Source organism: Nonomuraea thailandensis, from assembly GCF_024172165.1.
Lineage (GTDB): Bacteria > Actinomycetota > Actinomycetes > Streptosporangiales > Streptosporangiaceae > Nonomuraea > Nonomuraea thailandensis.
In genome coordinates this window covers 8,294,688-8,311,321 of the sequence record NZ_JAMZEB010000002.1, presented here as the reverse complement: position 1 = coordinate 8,311,321, position 16,634 = coordinate 8,294,688, and the positions used below count along the sequence as shown (strand labels likewise).

At 70.6% G+C, this 16,634-nt stretch carries 13 protein-coding genes; 4 read left to right on the top strand and 9 right to left on the bottom strand.

The features are described 5' to 3' along the window. Positions 1–8: 8 nt before the first annotated feature. From glgX to treZ, 3 genes are read left to right on the top strand one after another with little or no spacing between them, the layout of a single operon-like run. Entirely contained in the window at positions 9–2,102 is a 2,094-nt protein-coding gene (gene glgX, locus HD597_RS41910) for a glycogen debranching protein GlgX (protein ID WP_253750553.1), read from the top strand. Then, a complete protein-coding gene (gene treY, locus HD597_RS41905; protein ID WP_253750549.1) occupies positions 2,095–5,004 on the top strand; it encodes a malto-oligosyltrehalose synthase in 2,910 nt (969 codons plus the stop codon). The genes glgX and treY overlap by 8 nt, the downstream gene beginning before the upstream one ends. Beyond that, entirely contained in the window at positions 4,994–6,709 is a 1,716-nt protein-coding gene (treZ, locus tag HD597_RS41900) for a malto-oligosyltrehalose trehalohydrolase (protein WP_253750546.1), read from the top strand. The genes treY and treZ overlap by 11 nt, the downstream gene beginning before the upstream one ends. Positions 6,710–6,854: 145 nt before the next feature. On the opposite strand, the gene HD597_RS41895 is transcribed toward treZ, so the two are convergent. Both HD597_RS41895 and HD597_RS41890 read right to left on the bottom strand, forming a co-directional pair. Beyond that, positions 6,855–7,835: a hypothetical protein gene (locus HD597_RS41895; RefSeq protein ID WP_253750543.1), complete on the bottom strand. Its 981-nt coding sequence runs from the start codon at positions 7,833–7,835 to the stop codon at positions 6,855–6,857. Positions 7,836–8,104: 269 nt separating this feature from the next. Further along, positions 8,105–9,055 carry a winged helix-turn-helix transcriptional regulator gene (locus HD597_RS41890; protein ID WP_253750540.1) on the bottom strand — a complete coding sequence of 317 codons (951 nt, stop codon included), beginning with the start codon at positions 9,053–9,055 and terminating at the stop codon, positions 8,105–8,107. A gap of 153 nt (positions 9,056–9,208) precedes the next feature. On the opposite strand from HD597_RS41890, the gene HD597_RS41885 reads away from it, so the two are divergent. Then, entirely contained in the window at positions 9,209–9,763 is a 555-nt protein-coding gene (locus tag HD597_RS41885) for a hypothetical protein (RefSeq protein WP_253750537.1), read from the top strand. A gap of 18 nt (positions 9,764–9,781) precedes the next feature. Here the strand turns inward: HD597_RS41885 and HD597_RS41880 are convergent, their stop codons facing one another. The 7 genes from HD597_RS41880 to HD597_RS41850 form a co-directional block, all read right to left on the bottom strand. Beyond that, the gene (locus HD597_RS41880; RefSeq protein WP_253750534.1) at positions 9,782–11,356 is read right to left on the bottom strand and encodes an FAD-dependent monooxygenase; all 1,575 of its coding nucleotides are present in this window, start codon (positions 11,354–11,356) and stop codon (positions 9,782–9,784) included. A 92-nt stretch (positions 11,357–11,448) separates the two neighbouring features. After that, on the bottom strand, positions 11,449–11,739 hold the full coding sequence (locus tag HD597_RS41875; protein WP_253750531.1) for an MTH1187 family thiamine-binding protein: 291 nt from the start codon (positions 11,737–11,739) through the stop codon (positions 11,449–11,451). A 67-nt stretch (positions 11,740–11,806) separates the two neighbouring features. Beyond that, positions 11,807–12,127, bottom strand: a complete 321-nt coding sequence (locus HD597_RS41870) for a hypothetical protein (RefSeq protein ID WP_253750528.1) — start codon at positions 12,125–12,127, stop codon at positions 11,807–11,809. A 10-nt stretch (positions 12,128–12,137) separates the two neighbouring features. After that, the gene (locus HD597_RS41865) at positions 12,138–12,815 is read right to left on the bottom strand and encodes a uracil-DNA glycosylase (RefSeq protein WP_253750525.1); all 678 of its coding nucleotides are present in this window, start codon (positions 12,813–12,815) and stop codon (positions 12,138–12,140) included. A gap of 69 nt (positions 12,816–12,884) precedes the next feature. After that, positions 12,885–14,261: a M1 family metallopeptidase gene (locus HD597_RS41860; protein ID WP_253750522.1), complete on the bottom strand. Its 1,377-nt coding sequence runs from the start codon at positions 14,259–14,261 to the stop codon at positions 12,885–12,887. Positions 14,262–14,332: 71 nt separating this feature from the next. Continuing rightward, complete coding sequence (locus HD597_RS41855) at positions 14,333–15,244, bottom strand: carbohydrate ABC transporter permease (protein ID WP_253750519.1); 912 nt, start codon at positions 15,242–15,244, stop codon at positions 14,333–14,335. After that, on the bottom strand, positions 15,241–16,623 hold the full coding sequence (locus tag HD597_RS41850) for an ABC transporter permease (protein WP_253750516.1): 1,383 nt from the start codon (positions 16,621–16,623) through the stop codon (positions 15,241–15,243). The genes HD597_RS41855 and HD597_RS41850 overlap by 4 nt, the downstream gene beginning before the upstream one ends. Positions 16,624–16,634 lie beyond the last annotated feature (11 nt).

Genomic DNA, 16,634 nt, shown 5'->3' with positions numbered 1-16,634 from the left:
GAGCCTCGATGATCGAGATCTGGCCGGGAGACCCCTATCCCCTCGGGGCGACCTACGACGGTGCCGGCACCAATTTCTCGCTCTACACCGAGGCCGCCGACCAGGTCGAGCTGTGCCTGTTCGACGAGGACAACGTCGAGTCGCGGGTGCAGCTGAGCGAGGTGGACGGGTTCATCTGGCACGGCTACCTGCCGGGCATCGGGCCCGGGCAGCGGTACGGCTACCGCGTCCACGGGCCGTACGAACCGGCGCGCGGCATGCGCTCCAACCCCAGCAAGCTGCTGCTCGACCCGTACGCCATGGCGATCGAGGGCGGCGTCAACTGGAACGAGGCGGTCTACGGCTACCGCTTCGGCTCCCCGGACGTCAGGAACGATCGCGACTCGGCCCCGTACGTGCCGCGCTCGGTGGTGATCAACCCGTTCTTCGGCTGGGGGCACGACCGGCCGCCCGCGACCCCGTACCACGACACCGTGATCTACGAGGCGCACGTGCGCGGGCTCACGATCAGCCACCCCAAGATCCCCAAGCACCTGCGCGGCACGTACGCCGCCCTCGGCCACCCCGAGATCCTCGACCACCTCACCAAGCTCGGCGTGACGGCGCTGGAGCTGATGCCGGTCCACCAGTTCGTCACCGACCACATCCTTGAGCAGCGCGGCCTGTCGAACTACTGGGGCTACAACTCGATCGGCTTCTTCGCGCCGCACAACCGCTACTCCAGCCAGGGGCAGCGCGGCGGGCAGGTGCTGGAGTTCAAGGCGATGGTGCGCTCGCTGCACGAGGCGGGCATCGAGGTCATCCTCGACGTCGTCTACAACCACACCGCCGAGGGCAACCACCTGGGGCCGACACTGGGGTTCCGGGGCATCGACAACCTCAACTACTACCGGCTGGTCGAGAACGACAAGCGGTACTACGTGGACACCACGGGCACCGGCAACAGCCTGCTCATGCGCTCGCCGCACGTCCTGCAAATGATCATGGACTCGCTCCGTTACTGGGTCATCGAGATGCACGTGGACGGGTTCCGGTTCGACCTGGCCTCGACGCTGGCCCGGGAGCTGCACGAGGTCGACCGGCTGAGCGCCTTCTTCGACCTGGTGCAGCAGGACCCGGTGTTGTCGCAGGTCAAGCTCATCGCCGAGCCGTGGGACGTGGGCCCGGGCGGATACCAGGTGGGCAACTTCCCGTCCCGGTGGACGGAGTGGAACGGGCGGTACCGCGACACCATCCGCGACCTGTGGCGCGGGCAGGCGGCCACGCTGCCGGAGTTCGGCTCCCGGTTCACCGGGTCGAGCGACCTGTACAAGGACGACAGCCGCCGCCCCGCCGCCTCGATCAACTTCGTGACCTGCCACGACGGCTTCACCCTCCAGGACCTCGTCTCGTACAACAACAAGCACAACGAGGCGAACAAGGAGGGCAACCGCGACGGCACCGACGACAACAGGTCGTGGAACTGCGGCGAGGAAGGCCCCGCGGGCATCGCCGTCGAATCGCTGCGCGAGCAGCAGAAACGCAACTTCCTCACCACGCTGTTCCTGTCACAGGGCGTGCCGATGCTCTCGCACGGCGACGAGCTCGGCCGCACCCAGCGCGGCAACAACAACGGCTACTGCCAGGACAACGAGCTGACCTGGGTGGACTGGTCGGACGTCAGGGAGAACTGGCTGCTGCTCGAATTCACCCAGAGCCTGGCCGAGCTGCGCAAGAAGCACCCGGTGTTCCGGCGCCGCCGGTTCTTCTACGGCAAGCCGGTACGCGGGCTGCGCGACATCGCCTGGCTCACCCCGGCAGGGGAGGAGATGACCGACGGCGACTGGCATGTCGGATACGCGAAGTCCCTGGCCGTCTTCCTGAACGGCGACGCCATCACCGAGCCCGACCGGCGCGGCCGGCCGATCAGGGACGACTCCTTCCTGCTGCTGTTCAACGCCCACCACGACACGATCAAGTTCACGATCCCCAAGGACTATGGCGAGATGTGGCATACGGAGATCGACACGGCCATGCCGATCAGGCTGGACGCCCGGATGGTGAAGGCGGGCGACGCGATCGCGGTGCCGGGCCGCAGCGTGCGGGTGCTCCGCCGTGTCTAGCCCCCCGAACCCGCCCAGGCCCGTTTCCACCTACCGGGTGCAGCTCACCCCCGACTTCGGCTTCGCCCAGGTGGCCCAGATCGCCGGCTACCTGCGCGACCTCGGCGTGAGCCACGTCTACCTCTCGCCGATCCTGCAGTCCACGCCCGAGTCGCAGCACGGGTACGACGTCACCGACCACTCCCGGATCAGGGAGGAGTTCGGCGGCGCCACCGGGTTCAGGGAGATGGCGCAGCAACTCGCCGCGCAGGACCTCGGCATCGTGGTGGACATCGTGCCGAACCACATGAACACCGTGAACGCCCAGTTCTGGTCCGTGCTGAAGGACGGGCCCGCCTCGCCTTACGCCTCCTGGTTCGACATCGACTGGGTGGACGGCAAGGTCGCGCTGCCCGTGCTGGGTGACGACACCCCGCCGGTCGTGGACGGCGACGTGCTGCGCTACCACGAGCACGCCTTCCCGCACCCCGGCCACTACCGGCTCGTCGACTGGCGCGAAGGGCCCGGCTACCGGCGCTTCTTCGACGTGTCGTCGCTGATCGGGCTGCGCGTCGAGGACCCGTCCGTGCTGTTCGCCACGCACGAGGTGATCTTCTGGCTGCTCGACGAAGGGCTGGTGGACGGGCTGCGCGTCGACCACCCCGACGGCCTGGCCGACCCGCGAGGCTACCTCGAACGCCTGCGCGCCCGCGCCGGCAGCGCCTGGACCGTCGTCGAGAAGATCCTCATCGGCCCCGAGCGGCTGCCCGGCGACTGGGCCTGCGACGGCACCACCGGCTACGACGTGCTCAACCGCGTCAACGGCCTCTTCGTCGACCCCGCCGGCAAGCAGCCGCTCATCCGGCTGTTCACCGAGCTGACCGGGCAGCCCGCCGAGTACCGCCCGGTGATGGCGCAGGCCAAGCAGGAGGTGCTCGACCTGTTCTTCGGCGCCGAGGTGGACCGCCTGGCCAAGAGCACCTCCTGCGACCCCGCCGCCGTACGCGAGTTGCTCGCCGCCATGCCGGTCTACCGCGCGTACGTGGTGCCCGGCGAGCCCCCGCCGCCCTCGTCGGTCGAGACCGTCGAACTGGCCGCCGCCTCCTGCTCACCCGCCGTCCGCCCCCTCGTCCAGGAGGTCCTGTACGGCTCCGCCGACGCGATCGTGCGCTTCCAGCAGTCGTGCGGGCCCGTCATGGCCAAGGGCGTGGAGGACACGGCGCTCTACCGGTGGTTCCCGCTGGCCTGCCTGAACGAGGTCGGCGGGGAGCCGGACGTGTTCGGCGTGCCGGTGGAGGAGTTCCACGAGTTCTGCGCGCAGATGCCTCCGTACACGATGACCACGCTGTCCACCCACGACACCAAACGCTCCGAGGACGTGCGGGCCCGGCTGTCGGTGCTGTCGGAGATGCCCGGCGAGTGGGCGGCGGCCGTGGCCGAGTGGTCGGCGCAGGTCAGCTTCGACCCGCACCTCGACTACCTGGCCTGGCAGAACGTCATGGCCGCCTGGCCCATCTCCGCCGAACGCCTCACCGACTACCTCCTCAAGGCCGCCCGCGAAGCCAAGACCGCCATCTCCTGGGTGAACCCCGACCCCGGCTACGAGCGCCGCCTGCGCGCCTTCGCCGAGGCCGCCGTCCGCCTCCCGATCGGCGGCTTCACCGAGCGCGTCGACCCGTACGCCATGTGCAACTCCCTCGGGGCCAAGCTGGTGCAGCTCATGATGCCGGGGGTGCCGGATGTGTACCAGGGGAACGAGACGACCGACTTCTCCCTGGTCGACCCGGACAACCGGCGGCCGGTGACGTACCCCCGCAAGCCCGAGACCTCGTGGGACTCGGCCAAGCTCCTGGTCACCACCCAGGCCCTGCGCCTGCGCCGGCGGCTGGGGGGTGCGGCCGCGTACCTGCCGCTGTACGCGGAGGGCGAGCGCGCGGACCACGTGATCGCTTTCGCCCGCGCCGCCACCGACATCCCCTTGCCCGAGACCGCCGAAGCCTGGGCCGGGACGGCTCCCGAAGGTGACGTCTGGGGACGGGGCGAGGCGGACGGCGGCCTCGGAGCTCGTGGTGCTTCGGAAGGCGATGGACAGGTGCGGGGGGAGGTGAATGATGGCTTCGGAGCTCGTGCTGCCGGAGGCGATGGACGGGCATGGGGCGAGGCGGATGACGGCCTGGGCGTCCGCGCTGCCGCGGGAGGTGACGGGCGGGCACGAGGCGAGGTGGACGGCCGGTCCGGCGCTCGTGCCGCTGTGGGAGGCGATGGGCACATGCGGGCCGATGCAAGCGCTGACTCCAGGGCCCGCACCCACGCCGAGGCAGGCACCGACGCCGGAATCCGCGCCACCGCCGCCCTGGACGCCGCAGATCAGGACGCCGCCGCCCTGGACAGCGCCGCCCTGAACGCCGCCGACCGGGACACTGCCGACCGGGACACTGCCCCCGAGGCCGGTGCTCCTGCGGACACCGATGCGGAGCACCCGTCCCAGGCCGCCGACGGGCACCCGCCCCAGGCCACTGACGAGCACCCCGCCCAGGCCACTGACGAGCATCCCGCCCAGGCGGCCGGCGGGCACCGGCCCCGAGCTGCCGACGAGCGTCGAACCCACGACACCGGCGAGGACTCATCCCAGGCCGGAGAGAAGCCCTGGCCCCAGGTCGCCGGCGAGCACCAGGTCCCGGCTGTTGAGGACGAGCGCGTGCGGGCTGTGGCGGAGGCTGGGGTGCGGCCGCGGGCGGTCGTGGTCGCCACCCGGCTGCCCGTGCGCCTGGCCGCCGAGGGCGGCTGGGGTGCCACGACGTTGACGTTGCCCGCGGGCACCTGGCGGGACCTGCTCACCGGCGCCTTGTTCACCGGACGCATCCCGCTCGCCCACCTGCTCGGTCAGTATCCGGTCTCACTCCTGGAGAGACATGATCTTTGAGGTCTGGGCACCGAAGGCCACGGCGGTCGAAGTGGACGTCCTGGGCGGGCGGCGGGCGATGTCGCCCGGGGAAGGGGGCTGGTGGTCGGCGGAGGTGGAGGGGGCCGAGCACGGCACCCGGTACGCCTTCATGGTGGACGGCGACGGACCGTACCCCGACCCCCGCACCCGGCGGCAGCCGGAGGGCATCTTCGGGCAGAGCGCGGTGTACGAGCACGCCCGCTTCACCTGGTCCGACCACGACTGGAAGGGCCGCGACCTGCGCGGAGCCGTGATCTACGAGCTGCACATCGGGACGTTCACCCCGGAGGGGACGTTCGCCTCGGCCATCGAGAAGCTGCCGCACCTGGTGGAGCTCTGCGTCGACTTCGTGGAGGTCATGCCGGTCGCGCCGGTGCCGGGCGGGCGGAACTGGGGCTACGACGGCGTGGACCTCTACGCGGTGACCGAGACGTACGGCGGACCCGACGGGCTCAAGTCGTTCGTGGACGCCTGCCACCGGGCCGGGATCGGGGTCATCCTGGACGTGGTCTACAACCATCTCGGCCCTTCGGGGAACTTCCTGCGGCCGTTCGGGCCGTACTTCTCCGGCTTCGACGGCAGCTACTGGGGTGAAGCGGTCAATCTGGACGGGCCGGAGTCCGATGAGGTGCGGCGCTACTTCATCGGCAACGCGCTGCAGTGGCTGCGCGACTTCCACATCGACGGGCTGCGGCTGGACGCCGTGCACGCGCTGCACGACAAGCGCGCCACGCACCTGCTGGCCGAGCTGTCGGAGGAGGTGGACGCGCTGGCCTGCTCCGTCGGCCGGCCGCTGTCGCTGATCGCCGAGTCCGACCTCAACGACCCGCGCATGGTGCGCGCGCTCGACGCCGGCGGGCTCGGCATGACCGCGCAGTGGGACGACGACGTGCACCACGCCCTGCACTGCGCCGTCAGCGGCGAGAGCCACGGCTACTACGAGGACTTCGCCCACCTTTCCGCCCTGGCCAAGGTGCTCACGCACGGGGTCGTGCACGACGGGACGCACTCCAGCTTCCGGGCCCGCGCGCACGGCAGCTCGTACGCGGGCGTGCCTGGGCACCGGCTGGTGGCCTGCCTGCAGAACCACGACCAGATCGGCAACAGGCCCGCAGGTGACCGCCTGCCGATCCCGGCGCTCAAGCTCGGCGCGGGACTGCTCCTGACCTCGCCGTTCACGCCCATGCTGTTCATGGGGGAGGAGTGGGGGGCGCGTACGCCGTTCTTCTTCTTCTCCGATCATGTCGAGCCTGAGCTGCGGGACAGCGAGGGGGTGCGCAGGGAGCGGGAGTTCGACGGGTTCGGGTACGTGTGGGAGGCGCCGAACCCTTCGGACGAGGAGACGTTCCTGCGCTCGAAGCTGGACTGGGGCGAGGTGAAGGAGGAGGCGCACTGGTCGCTGCTGTGCTGGTATCGCGACCTGATCGCGCTGCGCAAGGCGCTGCCCGAGCTGTCGGACCCGCGGCTGGACCGGGTGCGGGCGGAGCTGGATCCGCAGGGGAAGTGGCTGCTGGTGTGGCGGGGCAAGCTGGCGGTGGCGGTCAACTTCTCGCAGGAGTCGGTGACCTTGCCGCTGTCGCCCGGGACGGTGCTGCTGGCCTCGGACGAGCCGGTGACGGCGGATGGGGAGGGGCTGCGGCTGCCCGCGCAGTCCATGGCCATCTGTCGCCCTTCTTCTCGGTGAGCGTGCTCGCCGCTCCTGGCCCGGGTGGGTGTGGCGCCTCGGCGGACGCAAGCGGTTCGTCCTGACGAGCGGACGCAACGCGCTCAGCGCCTGACGGCGGTGTGTCTCGGTGGGGAGGTGGGCCGCTGGTGCGGGGCGGCCCGGGTCATGCTGCCAGGACTCGTGCCGGCTCGGGGGTGCCGAGGTCGATCGGGGTCAGGGCGGCGTGCTGGGCGGCCTGGGTGGCGCAGAGCCAGTCGTTCAGTGAGCCGGTGAAGCCTGAGGGCGGGCCGACCTTGAGGCAGGTGATCTGGCCGGTGCCGGGGGCCGGGCCGACCTTCAGGCGGCGGATGCTGCCGGTGCGGCCCAGCTCTCCTGTGTCCGCGTCGTACGGGGTCAGGCGGACGCCGAAGGGGAGGCCGCCGTCGGGCTGGTCGGTGGGCTGGATGTGGAGGAAATCGTCGATCTTGCGGTCGGTGGCCTCCGGGTGCGTGGTCAGGTAGGAGAGGTGGTCGGTCAGCAGGCGGTTGGCGACCGTGCGCAGGAGGTTGGTGGCGCACAGGTTGTGGGCGCAGGCGGCGCCGTCGAGGGTGATCTCCGGAAGGGCGAAGCGGCGCAGGCCCCGGGACGTGACGCGCAGGCAGTCGCACGCTCCCATGTCGGACGGGTCCCAGGGCGGGCAGGTGGCGGCGTCGTGGACCTGGACGTCCCAGGACAGCCAGTCGTCACCGAGGCTGAAGTGGGTGGGCTCGCCCGCGCATCTGCCGCACGTGAGGATGGTCGAGTCGGTCAGCGGGTCGATCAGGAGGCCGTCGCTCTCCCTGGCCAGGGCCCTGGCTGAGGCGCGGGCCACCTGCACGGCGGTGGGGAGTCTGTGCGGGGGTGCGGTGGTGGACACGATGACGTGTTGTTTCGTACGGCGCAGGCGGCGTCTCTCGTCGTCCGTGAAGGTGGTGGCCGTCGGTTTCCACGGGGTCGGGTGGAGGGTCACCTGGAGTGTGCGTTGGGCTGCCGCGGTGATGGCGGCGCGCTTGAAGGGGCCGCCGACGCGCCAGGGGACGAACGACTCGACGTCGAAGGGGGCTTGTTCCATGGCGACGACGAAGTGGGTGGTCATGGTGCGGGGGAGAGGAATTGTGATCTTCATGACGGAACCTCCGGGTGGGTGGGGCCGAGGTGGGGCTGGACTCGGGTCCGGACCTCGGTAAGAGGGGTTCGGAGGCCCTCAGGATCTGGGATGAGGGATGGCGGGGGAGGGCTGGAACGGCGTTCTGTGGATGAGCATGCGAGCGGTGGCTGGAGCCTGTGGAAAACGCTGGCGGTGCGGGGGACGGGCAGGGCCATGTGGAGGGCCGGTGGTGGTGGCCGGTGCGGGGAGTGCGAAGGCTTTGGGGTGGCGGAGGGCGGCGGTGAGCGTCAGAGGAGAGCGCGGGCTGCGTCGGTGGCTTCGGTGATGGCGGCGGGGATGTCCAGGACCGGGAAGACGACGTGGCGGATGGTCCGGGAGCGGTCGATCACCAGGATCAGGCGCTTGAGCTTCAGGTCCTGGCCGGCGCGGAACGTCGGCAGTCGCAGAGCCGCTGCCAGGTGCAGGTCCATGTCGGAGAGCAGGGGGAACGGGATCGACTCCGCGGCGGCGAAGGCGGCCTGCTCGTCCGGTCGTTGCGTGCTGACGCCGTGGACCGCGACCCCGGCGCCGGCGAGCTCGCGATACCGGTTACGGAACAGGCGGTTCTCCAGCGTGCACCCGACGGCTCCAGGCACCTGGTTCCAGTCCGGGGGCAGGGAGGCGGCTGGGCCGGTCGAGGGATAGGTGAACAGGATCGTGGCATCCGCGTCGGCGATCACGTCGAGCTGGGTGGGCGGGGGCGGGTCGGCGATCACGTCGAGGGCGGGTGGGTGCGGGTCGGTGGTGGGGTCGGGCTGTGCAGGCCGGGGTGCGCCGACCGGCAGGAGGAAGGGAGCGGGCACCTTCGTGCCGAGGAGAGCGCGTACGCGTGAGGTCTCCGTGCCTCCGGGCCGGGGAAGCCCCGTCGCGGATCCGTCCCCCAGCAACCACCGATCGGCCCAGTCCTGCATGCTGATCAGCGTCGGCGCCAGCGCCCAGCCCGTCTCCGTCAGCACGTACTCGTGCCGCACCGGCCCCCTCTGATACGGCTCCCGGGTCAGCACCCCGTGCTCCACCAGGTGCTTCAGCCGTTCGGTCAGCACCTTCCGTGAGATGCCGAGCTCGCGCAGCAGGTCGTCGAAGCGCCGGTGCCCGCGCGTCACCTCGCGCACGATCAGCAGGCTCCACCAGTCGCCGATGACGGACGCCGCCTGGGCGATGGAGCATGGGATGTCCTGCTCGCGTAGTTCTCTGAGCATGGAGGCACCTTATCGCGAAGTCGGTCTCCAAAAGAGACTCATCACGTAAGAGACGCCTGAGGCCGTTCTGTCCTGGTTTGAGGGGAAAAGTCCATGGTCGTCATGAACCGAATGGTGACGTGTGCCCGTCAAAGGGACGTGATCCCGTTTGAGATGATCGACGAAGATCTGCACACGGCACGCCGGCGGGCGCGCCGCTGGGACGAGCTGAACGAGAGCCGCACGGCGATCAGCGGTCTGATGCGCGACGCCAGGCGAGAGCTCGACGCCTCTGCCGGGGCCAGGCTGGGGGCGTACACGATGGTGCTGGCGACGGTGGAGCGGGAGCTGGCCGAGGTGGGGCCGGCCCGGGAGCTCTACGAGGAGCTGCTGGTACGCCAGGAGCGCCGGATGACGGGATCGGCCGATCCGCGAGGCGCTGAGCTGCTGGAGATCGGGCGGATGCTGACCGAGCTGGACGTCGAGCTGCCCGCGAGGGAGCGGGCCAGGGCCGCCGGGCTCGCGGTGCTCGACGGCGAGGGCGGGCGGGAGGAGACGGTGGCCGCGTTCGTCAGGGACGTCGGGGCGGTGGGCATGAGCGTTGCGCCGGACGTGGCCGACGGTGAGGTGGAAGGGGTGGTGGCTCGGCTGGGGGAGCGGTGCGTGGAGCTGGGACGGCTGCGCGACACGCTCAACGCCCGGCGCGAGGAGCTCCTGCTGGCCGGCTGAGGAGCCTTGCGGGGCCGGTCAGCGGCTGAGGATCTGCCGGAGGACCCGCTCCAGCGTGCCCGCCGGATCCGCGACCGCCTCCGCCGACCGCCAGGCCACGTACCCGTCCGGCCGCACCAGCACGGCGCCGCCCCCGCGAACGCCGTACCGCTGCTCGAAACACCCCTCCACATCCAGCAGCTCGTCATCCACAGGCAGCCGCGTCAGCCGCACCCCGAGCCGCTCCTTGACCACCCGCCCCGCCTCCATCCACGCCTGCCGGCCCTGCTTGGCGGCCATGAGCACGAAGTCGCCCCCGAACAGGTCGATGGTGGAGATGCGCTGCCCGTCCCAGTCGAGCACGACGTGCGGCGCCCGGCTGCCGGGCCGCCCGCCGGCCTGGCGCGGGTCCTCCAGGATGGAGCCGTCGTCGCCGGGCTCGTCGAGGATGGCCGTGGAATGGTAGCGGTGCCCGAGCAGGGTGTGCGGGAGATCCGCCTGCCGCTCCGGGTAGCCGATGCGGGCCGCGGGCGGCATGCGCGCGCCGAGCTCGGCGAGCTGCGCGTCGGCGGTCAGTGCCCCGATCGGGCGGCGCTCGGCGTCGTAGGAGTCCAGGAACGCGGGCCCGGCCTGCCCCGTGAGCACCAGCCACAGCCGCCAGGCCAGGTCGGCCCCGTCCTGCAGCGCCGTGCTGCCGCCCTGGCCTCCGGTGGGCGGCATGGTGTGGGCGGCGTCGCCGGCGAGGAAGACCCGCCCCACCCGGTAGGCGCCGGCCAGCTCGTGCGCGATGCCGAACGTGGCCCGGTCGAGGATCCGCACGTCCAGATCGGGCCGGCCGGTCGCCAGGCGTACCAGCTCGGCGCAGCGCTCCACGGCGAGGGGGCCCTCGTCCTGCGCCTGGTGCACGCCGAGCACGTGCGCCCCGGCTCCCGCGCCGGTCAGCAGCACGCCGGTGAAGGTGTCCCGGCGCAGGTACCAGAGTGTGACCTCGCGCTCGCGCACCAGGTCCGACAGGTCGGCGTCGAACATGATCGAGCACATCCGGCCCAGCGTGCCCCTGCCGGTGGTGGGCACGCCCAGCGCCCGGCGCAGCGGGCTGTGGTGGCCGTCGGCGGCGATCACGTAGTCGGCCCGTACGAGGCTGTCGCCGCCCTTGCCGCGGATCAGCGCCGTCACGCCGTCGCCGTCCTGCTCCAGCGAGACCAGCTCGGTGGAGAAGCGCAGGTCGGCGCCGAGTTCCTCGGCCTTGACCCGCAGCACGCGCTCGACGTCGGCCTGCGTCGCCCCCACCGGCGCGGCGGGCGTGAGATCGGCCAGACAGGCGTGCCCGCCGTCGGTGATCAGGTGGGGCTCAGGGTCGGTGAGGTCGCGGGCGATCACGATGCGCAGGCCGCCGCCGATGCCCGCCCGGATGCCGGCGAGCTCCTCCTCGATCCCGGGCACGGGGCGCAGCAGCTCCATCGCGCGCGGCCCGAGCCCGAACGCCTTGGGCTGGACGGAGGTGCCCGCCCGCCGCTCGACCAGCGTCACGGGCACCTCGCGCCAGGCCAGCAGCGTCGCGGCGCTCAGGCCCGCGTACCCGCCGCCGACCACCAGAACGGGCACTCGTTCCATTGAATCCACCTCCGAGCACGCGTACTATCGCGTCTGTGTCGGGCAACACGATATGACGCGTTCACGGAAGGGTCAAGATATATCGCGAGATGTCAGGAGAGGTGGCGCTCCAGGGACTCGAGCTTGGACGTCATGCCGTCCGTGATCCCCTCGCGCAGGTCGGCCTTGAGCACCAGGCTCACCCGCGGAGCGACCTCGGCCACGGCGTCCACGGCGCGCTTGACGACGTCCATGACCTCGTCCCACTCGCCCTCGATCGTGGTGAACATGGCGTCGGTGCGGTTGGGCAGCCCGCTGTCGCGCACGACCTTGACGGCCCGGGCGACGGGCTCGGCGACCCCTTCGCCGACGCCCAGCGGGGTGATGGAGAAAGCGACGATCATCAAGGCTCCTCAGGAAGGGCAGCGAAAAGCCACGACGCCCGCAGAACGCCGTGGCTGCCGCCGTACGTCACGCGTGGTCGTGCTCTTCGTCCTCTTCCTCGCTCGGCCCCTCGGACGGCTCCACGCCGAGCACGGCCTCGCGGGGCTCGATCTCGCTGATGTGGTCGACGAGCTGCAACACGTGGTCGGGCTCGATCAGCCACTGCAGCGCCGAGGCGCCGGAGTCGTCGGAGCCGACCATCTCGGCCTGCTCGGTGCGCTCCTCTTCGGTGAGATCGGCGTCGGGATGCCTGATCTCGGCCAGCGCCGCGGCCTGCAGCGCGTCCATGTCGAGCACCTCCACGGTCAGCTCGACCGTCAGGCGCAGGAATTTCGGTTCATCACTCATGGCGACGATGCTAGGGCAGCTTCCACTCCACAGGGGCCGCGCCTTGCTTGACGAGCAGCTCATTCGCGCGGCTGAACGGCCGCGAGCCGAAGAAACCGCTGCGCGCCGAGAGGGGGGAGGGGTGCGCGGACTCGATCCGCGGCACCTGGCCGAGCATGGGCGCCAGGTTGCGGGCGTCGCGGCCCCACAGGATCGCCACCATCGGCTTGTCGCGCTCCACGAGGGCGCGGATGGCCTGCTCGGTGACCTGCTCCCAGCCCTTGCCCCGGTGCGAGGCGGGCTTGCCGGGCATCACGGTGAGCACCCTGTTGAGCAGCAGGACACCCTGCTCGGCCCACGGCGTCAGGTCACCGTTGGCGGGGCGCGGGAGCCCCAGGTCGGTCTCCATCTCCTTGTAGATGTTGACCAGGCTGCCGGGCAGCGGCCGCACGTCGGGCGCCACCGAGAACGACAGACCCACGGGGTGACCGGGCGTGGGGTACGGGTCCTGGCCCACGATCAGCACCTTGACCTCGTCGAAGGGCTGGCTGAAAGCACGCAGGACGTTGGCGCCGGCGGGCAGGTACTGCCTGCCTTCGGCGATCTCCTTGCGCAGGAACTCTCCCATCAGGGAGATCTGCTCGGACACGGGCTCCAGCGCGCGTGCCCATCCTGCTTCGACGACTTCGTTCAACGGACGACCGGCCATGGCCGTTGAGCTTAGCCAGGTCTGGTACGGCTTGCGGCCCGAACCCGGGGACAAGCCGTACCAGAATGATCACAACGACGGCTTGCCCGGCTTGAACAGCCACGCGTCGAACAGGCCCCCGAGGTCCTTGCCCGACACGCGCTCCGACAGGGCGACGAAGGCGGCGGTGTCGGCGTTGCCGTACCTGTACCGGCCCGCCCAGGCCCGCAGGATCGCGAAGAACGTGTCGTCGCCGACCGCGCGCCGCAGCACGTGCAGGGTCATCGCGCCGCGGTCGTAGACGGGGGCGTGGAAGAGGTTCTCCGGGCCGCCGGGGTCGGCGGTCGGCGTCTGCCAGAACTCGTCCTCGGCCGGCCGCGCGTACGCCTCGTCGAAGGCCGCCTGTACGGTCTGCGTGCCGAGCTTGTCCGACCAGAGCCACTCGGAGTAGGTGGCGAAGCCCTCGTTCAGCCAGATGTCGCGCCACAGCGTGGGCGTCACCGAGTTGCCGAACCACTGGTGCGCCAGCTCGTGCGCGAGCAGCGACTCGCCGGGCACGCGCGGGTAGATGGGCCGGGTCTGCGTCTCCAGCGCGTAGCCGACCTCGGGCGCGTGGTCCACGATCCCGCCCGTCGAGGAGTACGGGTAGCGTCCGAAGAGCTCGCTGAAGAAGTCGAGCGCCGGCGGGTGCCGCTCGGCGAAGCCCGTGGCGTCACCGGTCGCCTGGGGGTCCACCGCGGTGGTCACCCGGTAGCCGCCGATGCGGCGGTCGGTGAGCCCGAACGTGCCGATCGACACCGTGGCCAGGTAGCTGGCCATGGGCTCGCGGGAGTTCCACACGTACGTGGTCCGCCCGCCCTTCGTCGCCTGGCGCACCAGGTCCCCGTTGGCGACCGCCACCCGGGAGCTGGGCACGGTCACCGTGTACCGGTACGTCGCCTTGTCCGTCATGTGGTGGTTGCCGGGGTACCAGGTGATCGCGCCCTGGGGCTCGTTGGCGTTGAACACGCCGTCGTTCGTCTTGATCCACCCGTCCTTGGAGCCGTCGGGGTCGATGACGTGGGAGGGGTTGCCGTCGTACCGGACCACGACGGAGAAGCCGCGCCGGTCGCGCAGCGTCCTGGCCGGCGTGACCACCAGCTCGGAGCCGCTCTGCGTGTACGTGGCGGGCCTGCCGTCCACGGTCACGGACCGTACGGACAGGGTGTCGACGAGGTCGAGGTTGAACCGGCTCAGCGCCTGGGTGGCCCGTGCCGAGATGGCTGCGCGGCCGGACAGGCGTCCCGAGGACGGGTCGTAGTCGAGCGTGAGGTCGTAGTGGAGGGCGTCGTAGCCGCCGTTGCCCTGGTCGGGGAAGTACGGGTCGCCCGCGCCCGGTGCGCCGGGCGTGCCCGCCGGGGAGGCGGCGGCGGGGGTGAGGGGAAGCGTGAGGAAGGCTGCAGCGGTAAGAGCGAGAAGACGCTTCATGAAAAAGCATCGAAAACGCCCGAATGGGCGTTACGGCGGGCGCCCGCCCCCGAGAGCGGGCGCCCGTCGCGTCACTTGACCGAGCCGGCCATCATGCCCTGCACGAAGTACCGCTGGAACGCGAAGAACAGGACCAGCGGGATGATCAGCGACATGAACGCCCCGGACGAGAGGATGTCGGTGTTCGACCCGAACTGCCGCATCTGAGACTGCAGGTACTTGGTCATCGGCTGGTTCCCGGTGTCGGCGAAGACCAGCGCGATGAGCATGTCGTTCCACACCCACAGGAACTGGAAGATGCCCAGCGACGCGATGGCGGGCTTGCCCAGCGGGAAGACCACCGAGACGAAGATCTTCCACTCGGGAGCGCCGTCCATGCGCGCGGCCTCCAGCAGCGAGGCCGGGATGCCGACGAAGAAGTTGCGCAGCAGGAAGATCGCGAACGGCAGGCCGAACGCCACGTGGAACAGCACCACGCCGGCGATGCTGCCGAAGATCCCGGTGCCGCCGTAGAACGTGGCGATGGGGATCAGCGCGATCTGGATGGGCACGATCAGCAGCCCGACGACCACGAGGAACGCCAGGTCACGGCCGGGGAAGTCCATCCACGCGAACGCGTACGCCGCCATGGCCGCGATGCCGATCACCAGCACCGTGGTGGGCACCGTGATCAGCACCGTGTTCCAGAAGGACGTGGTGAACCCGCTGCCCAGCAGGTTGGCGTAGTTCTGGATGGTCAGCTCGGCCGGCTTGGTGAAGATCGTCCACCAGCCCTCGGCGCTGTTGACCTGGTTCGTGCGCAGCGAGACGACCAGCAGGCCGAGCGTCGGCACCAGCCAGAACAGGCCCAGCAGGATCATGACCACCTGGACGGCGCCGCTGCCCATCCGATCGACGATCCTGCCGACCACGCCCCTGCGCGGCGTTCCCGACTCCAGCCCGGACGGCTCCGCGGACGCTGTCGCGGCTGTCGCGGTCGTCATGACTCTCCCCTCCTGAACCGCCGGATGTTCATGACCATGAAGGGAAGGACCAGTACGAGCAGGAAGATCGCCAGCGCGCTGCCCAGCCCCTGGTTGTTCCCGCCGCCGAACGACACGCGCCACATCTCCAGCGCGACCACGTTCGCCTGCGGCTGCACCGACGCGGGCGCGATGATGAACACCAGGTCGAACACCTTGAGCGTATTGATGATCATCGTCACGAAGACGACGAGCAGGACCGGCGACAGCAGCGGCACGGTGATCTTGCGGAACACCTGCCACTCCGTGGCGCCGTCGATGCGGGCCGCCTCCAGGGCGTCACGGGGGATCGCCGCCAGCCCGGCCGCGAGCAGCACCATGGCGAAGCCGGCCCACACCCAGACGAACGCGCCGATGATCGCGGGCGTGATGAGCGTCGGGCCCAGCCACTGCAGGCCGCCGTACGAGGCCTCGAAGTTCGACTGCGGCAGCCGTACGGTGTAGGCCCCGGGCGCCAGGCCCTCGAAGCGGAACGTGCCGTCCTCGGCCGTCGTGGCGGTGGCCGCGACCTGGCCGTTCTGGACCGCCTCGACGGTCATGCCCGGCAGGCCCTTCTCGGTGCCGTCCACGACGCCGCTCTGGCCGCCGCCGCCCTGCGTGAAGTCGAACCAGACGGTCCCCGCCAGGCCGTCGCCGGCGGGCGCGGACTTGGCTGTCTGGGCGTTGGACGGCATGACGTCGGGCTTGACGCCGACGATCGGGATCAGCACCGGCTGCCCGGCCTGGGCCGGCTGCTTGGTGACGACCGCGCCGTTCTCGGCGGCGACGGCCGACTGGTCGCCCTCGCGCGGCCGGGCGTCCGGATAGCCCTGGGAGGAGGAGAACGTGTCGGCCACCGTGCTGAGCACGGCGTTGGCCAGGCCCTTGTCCGGGCTCTGCTCGTAGACGAGGCGGAAGATGACGCCCGCCGCCATGAGCGAGACCGCCATCGGCATGAAGACGATCAGCTTGAACGCCGTCGCCCACCTGATGCGCTCGGTCAGCACCGCGAAGATCAGGCCCAGCGTGGTGACGATGATCGGCGCGACGATCACCCAGATCAGGTTGTTGCGGATCGTGGTCAGCATGCCCTGATCGGTGAAGATCGAGACGTAGTTGCCGAGCCCCACGAACTCTTCGAACCCGTTGGCGCCGAACAGACTCCGGACGACGGAGTAGACGATCGGATAGACCACCCAGATCCCCAGCAGCACCGCTGCCGGGAGGAGGAAGGCGATGGCGACCGCCGGCGAGGGGCCGAGGCGTCGTTGCTTACGGGGGGTATCAGCCGGTCCGGTGGAGGGGCCGCCCGCGGCCTGCGCCGCGGGCGGGTCCTGCCGGCCGTCCAACCGTTCGGTCACGGCCTTACCTC

Excerpts from the sequence above, each read along its gene's own strand:
- HD597_RS41895 (WP_253750543.1), bottom strand. The coding sequence starts at position 7,835 with ATGAAGATCACAATTCCTCTCCCCCGCACCATGACCACCCACTTCGTC.
- HD597_RS41865 (WP_253750525.1), bottom strand. The coding sequence starts at position 12,815 with ATGGCCGGTCGTCCGTTGAACGAAGTCGTCGAAGCAGGATGGGCACGC.
- glgX (WP_253750553.1), top strand. The coding sequence starts at position 9 with ATGATCGAGATCTGGCCGGGAGACCCCTATCCCCTCGGGGCGACCTAC.
- HD597_RS41855 (WP_253750519.1), bottom strand. The coding sequence starts at position 15,244 with ATGACGACCGCGACAGCCGCGACAGCGTCCGCGGAGCCGTCCGGGCTG.
- HD597_RS41860 (WP_253750522.1), bottom strand. The coding sequence starts at position 14,261 with ATGAAGCGTCTTCTCGCTCTTACCGCTGCAGCCTTCCTCACGCTTCCC.
- HD597_RS41885 (WP_253750537.1), top strand. The coding sequence starts at position 9,209 with ATGATCGACGAAGATCTGCACACGGCACGCCGGCGGGCGCGCCGCTGG.
- HD597_RS41880 (WP_253750534.1), bottom strand. The coding sequence starts at position 11,356 with ATGGAACGAGTGCCCGTTCTGGTGGTCGGCGGCGGGTACGCGGGCCTG.
- HD597_RS41890 (WP_253750540.1), bottom strand. The coding sequence starts at position 9,055 with ATGCTCAGAGAACTACGCGAGCAGGACATCCCATGCTCCATCGCCCAG.
- HD597_RS41875 (WP_253750531.1), bottom strand. The coding sequence starts at position 11,739 with ATGATCGTCGCTTTCTCCATCACCCCGCTGGGCGTCGGCGAAGGGGTC.
- treZ (WP_253750546.1), top strand. The coding sequence starts at position 4,994 with ATGATCTTTGAGGTCTGGGCACCGAAGGCCACGGCGGTCGAAGTGGAC.
- HD597_RS41870 (WP_253750528.1), bottom strand. The coding sequence starts at position 12,127 with ATGAGTGATGAACCGAAATTCCTGCGCCTGACGGTCGAGCTGACCGTG.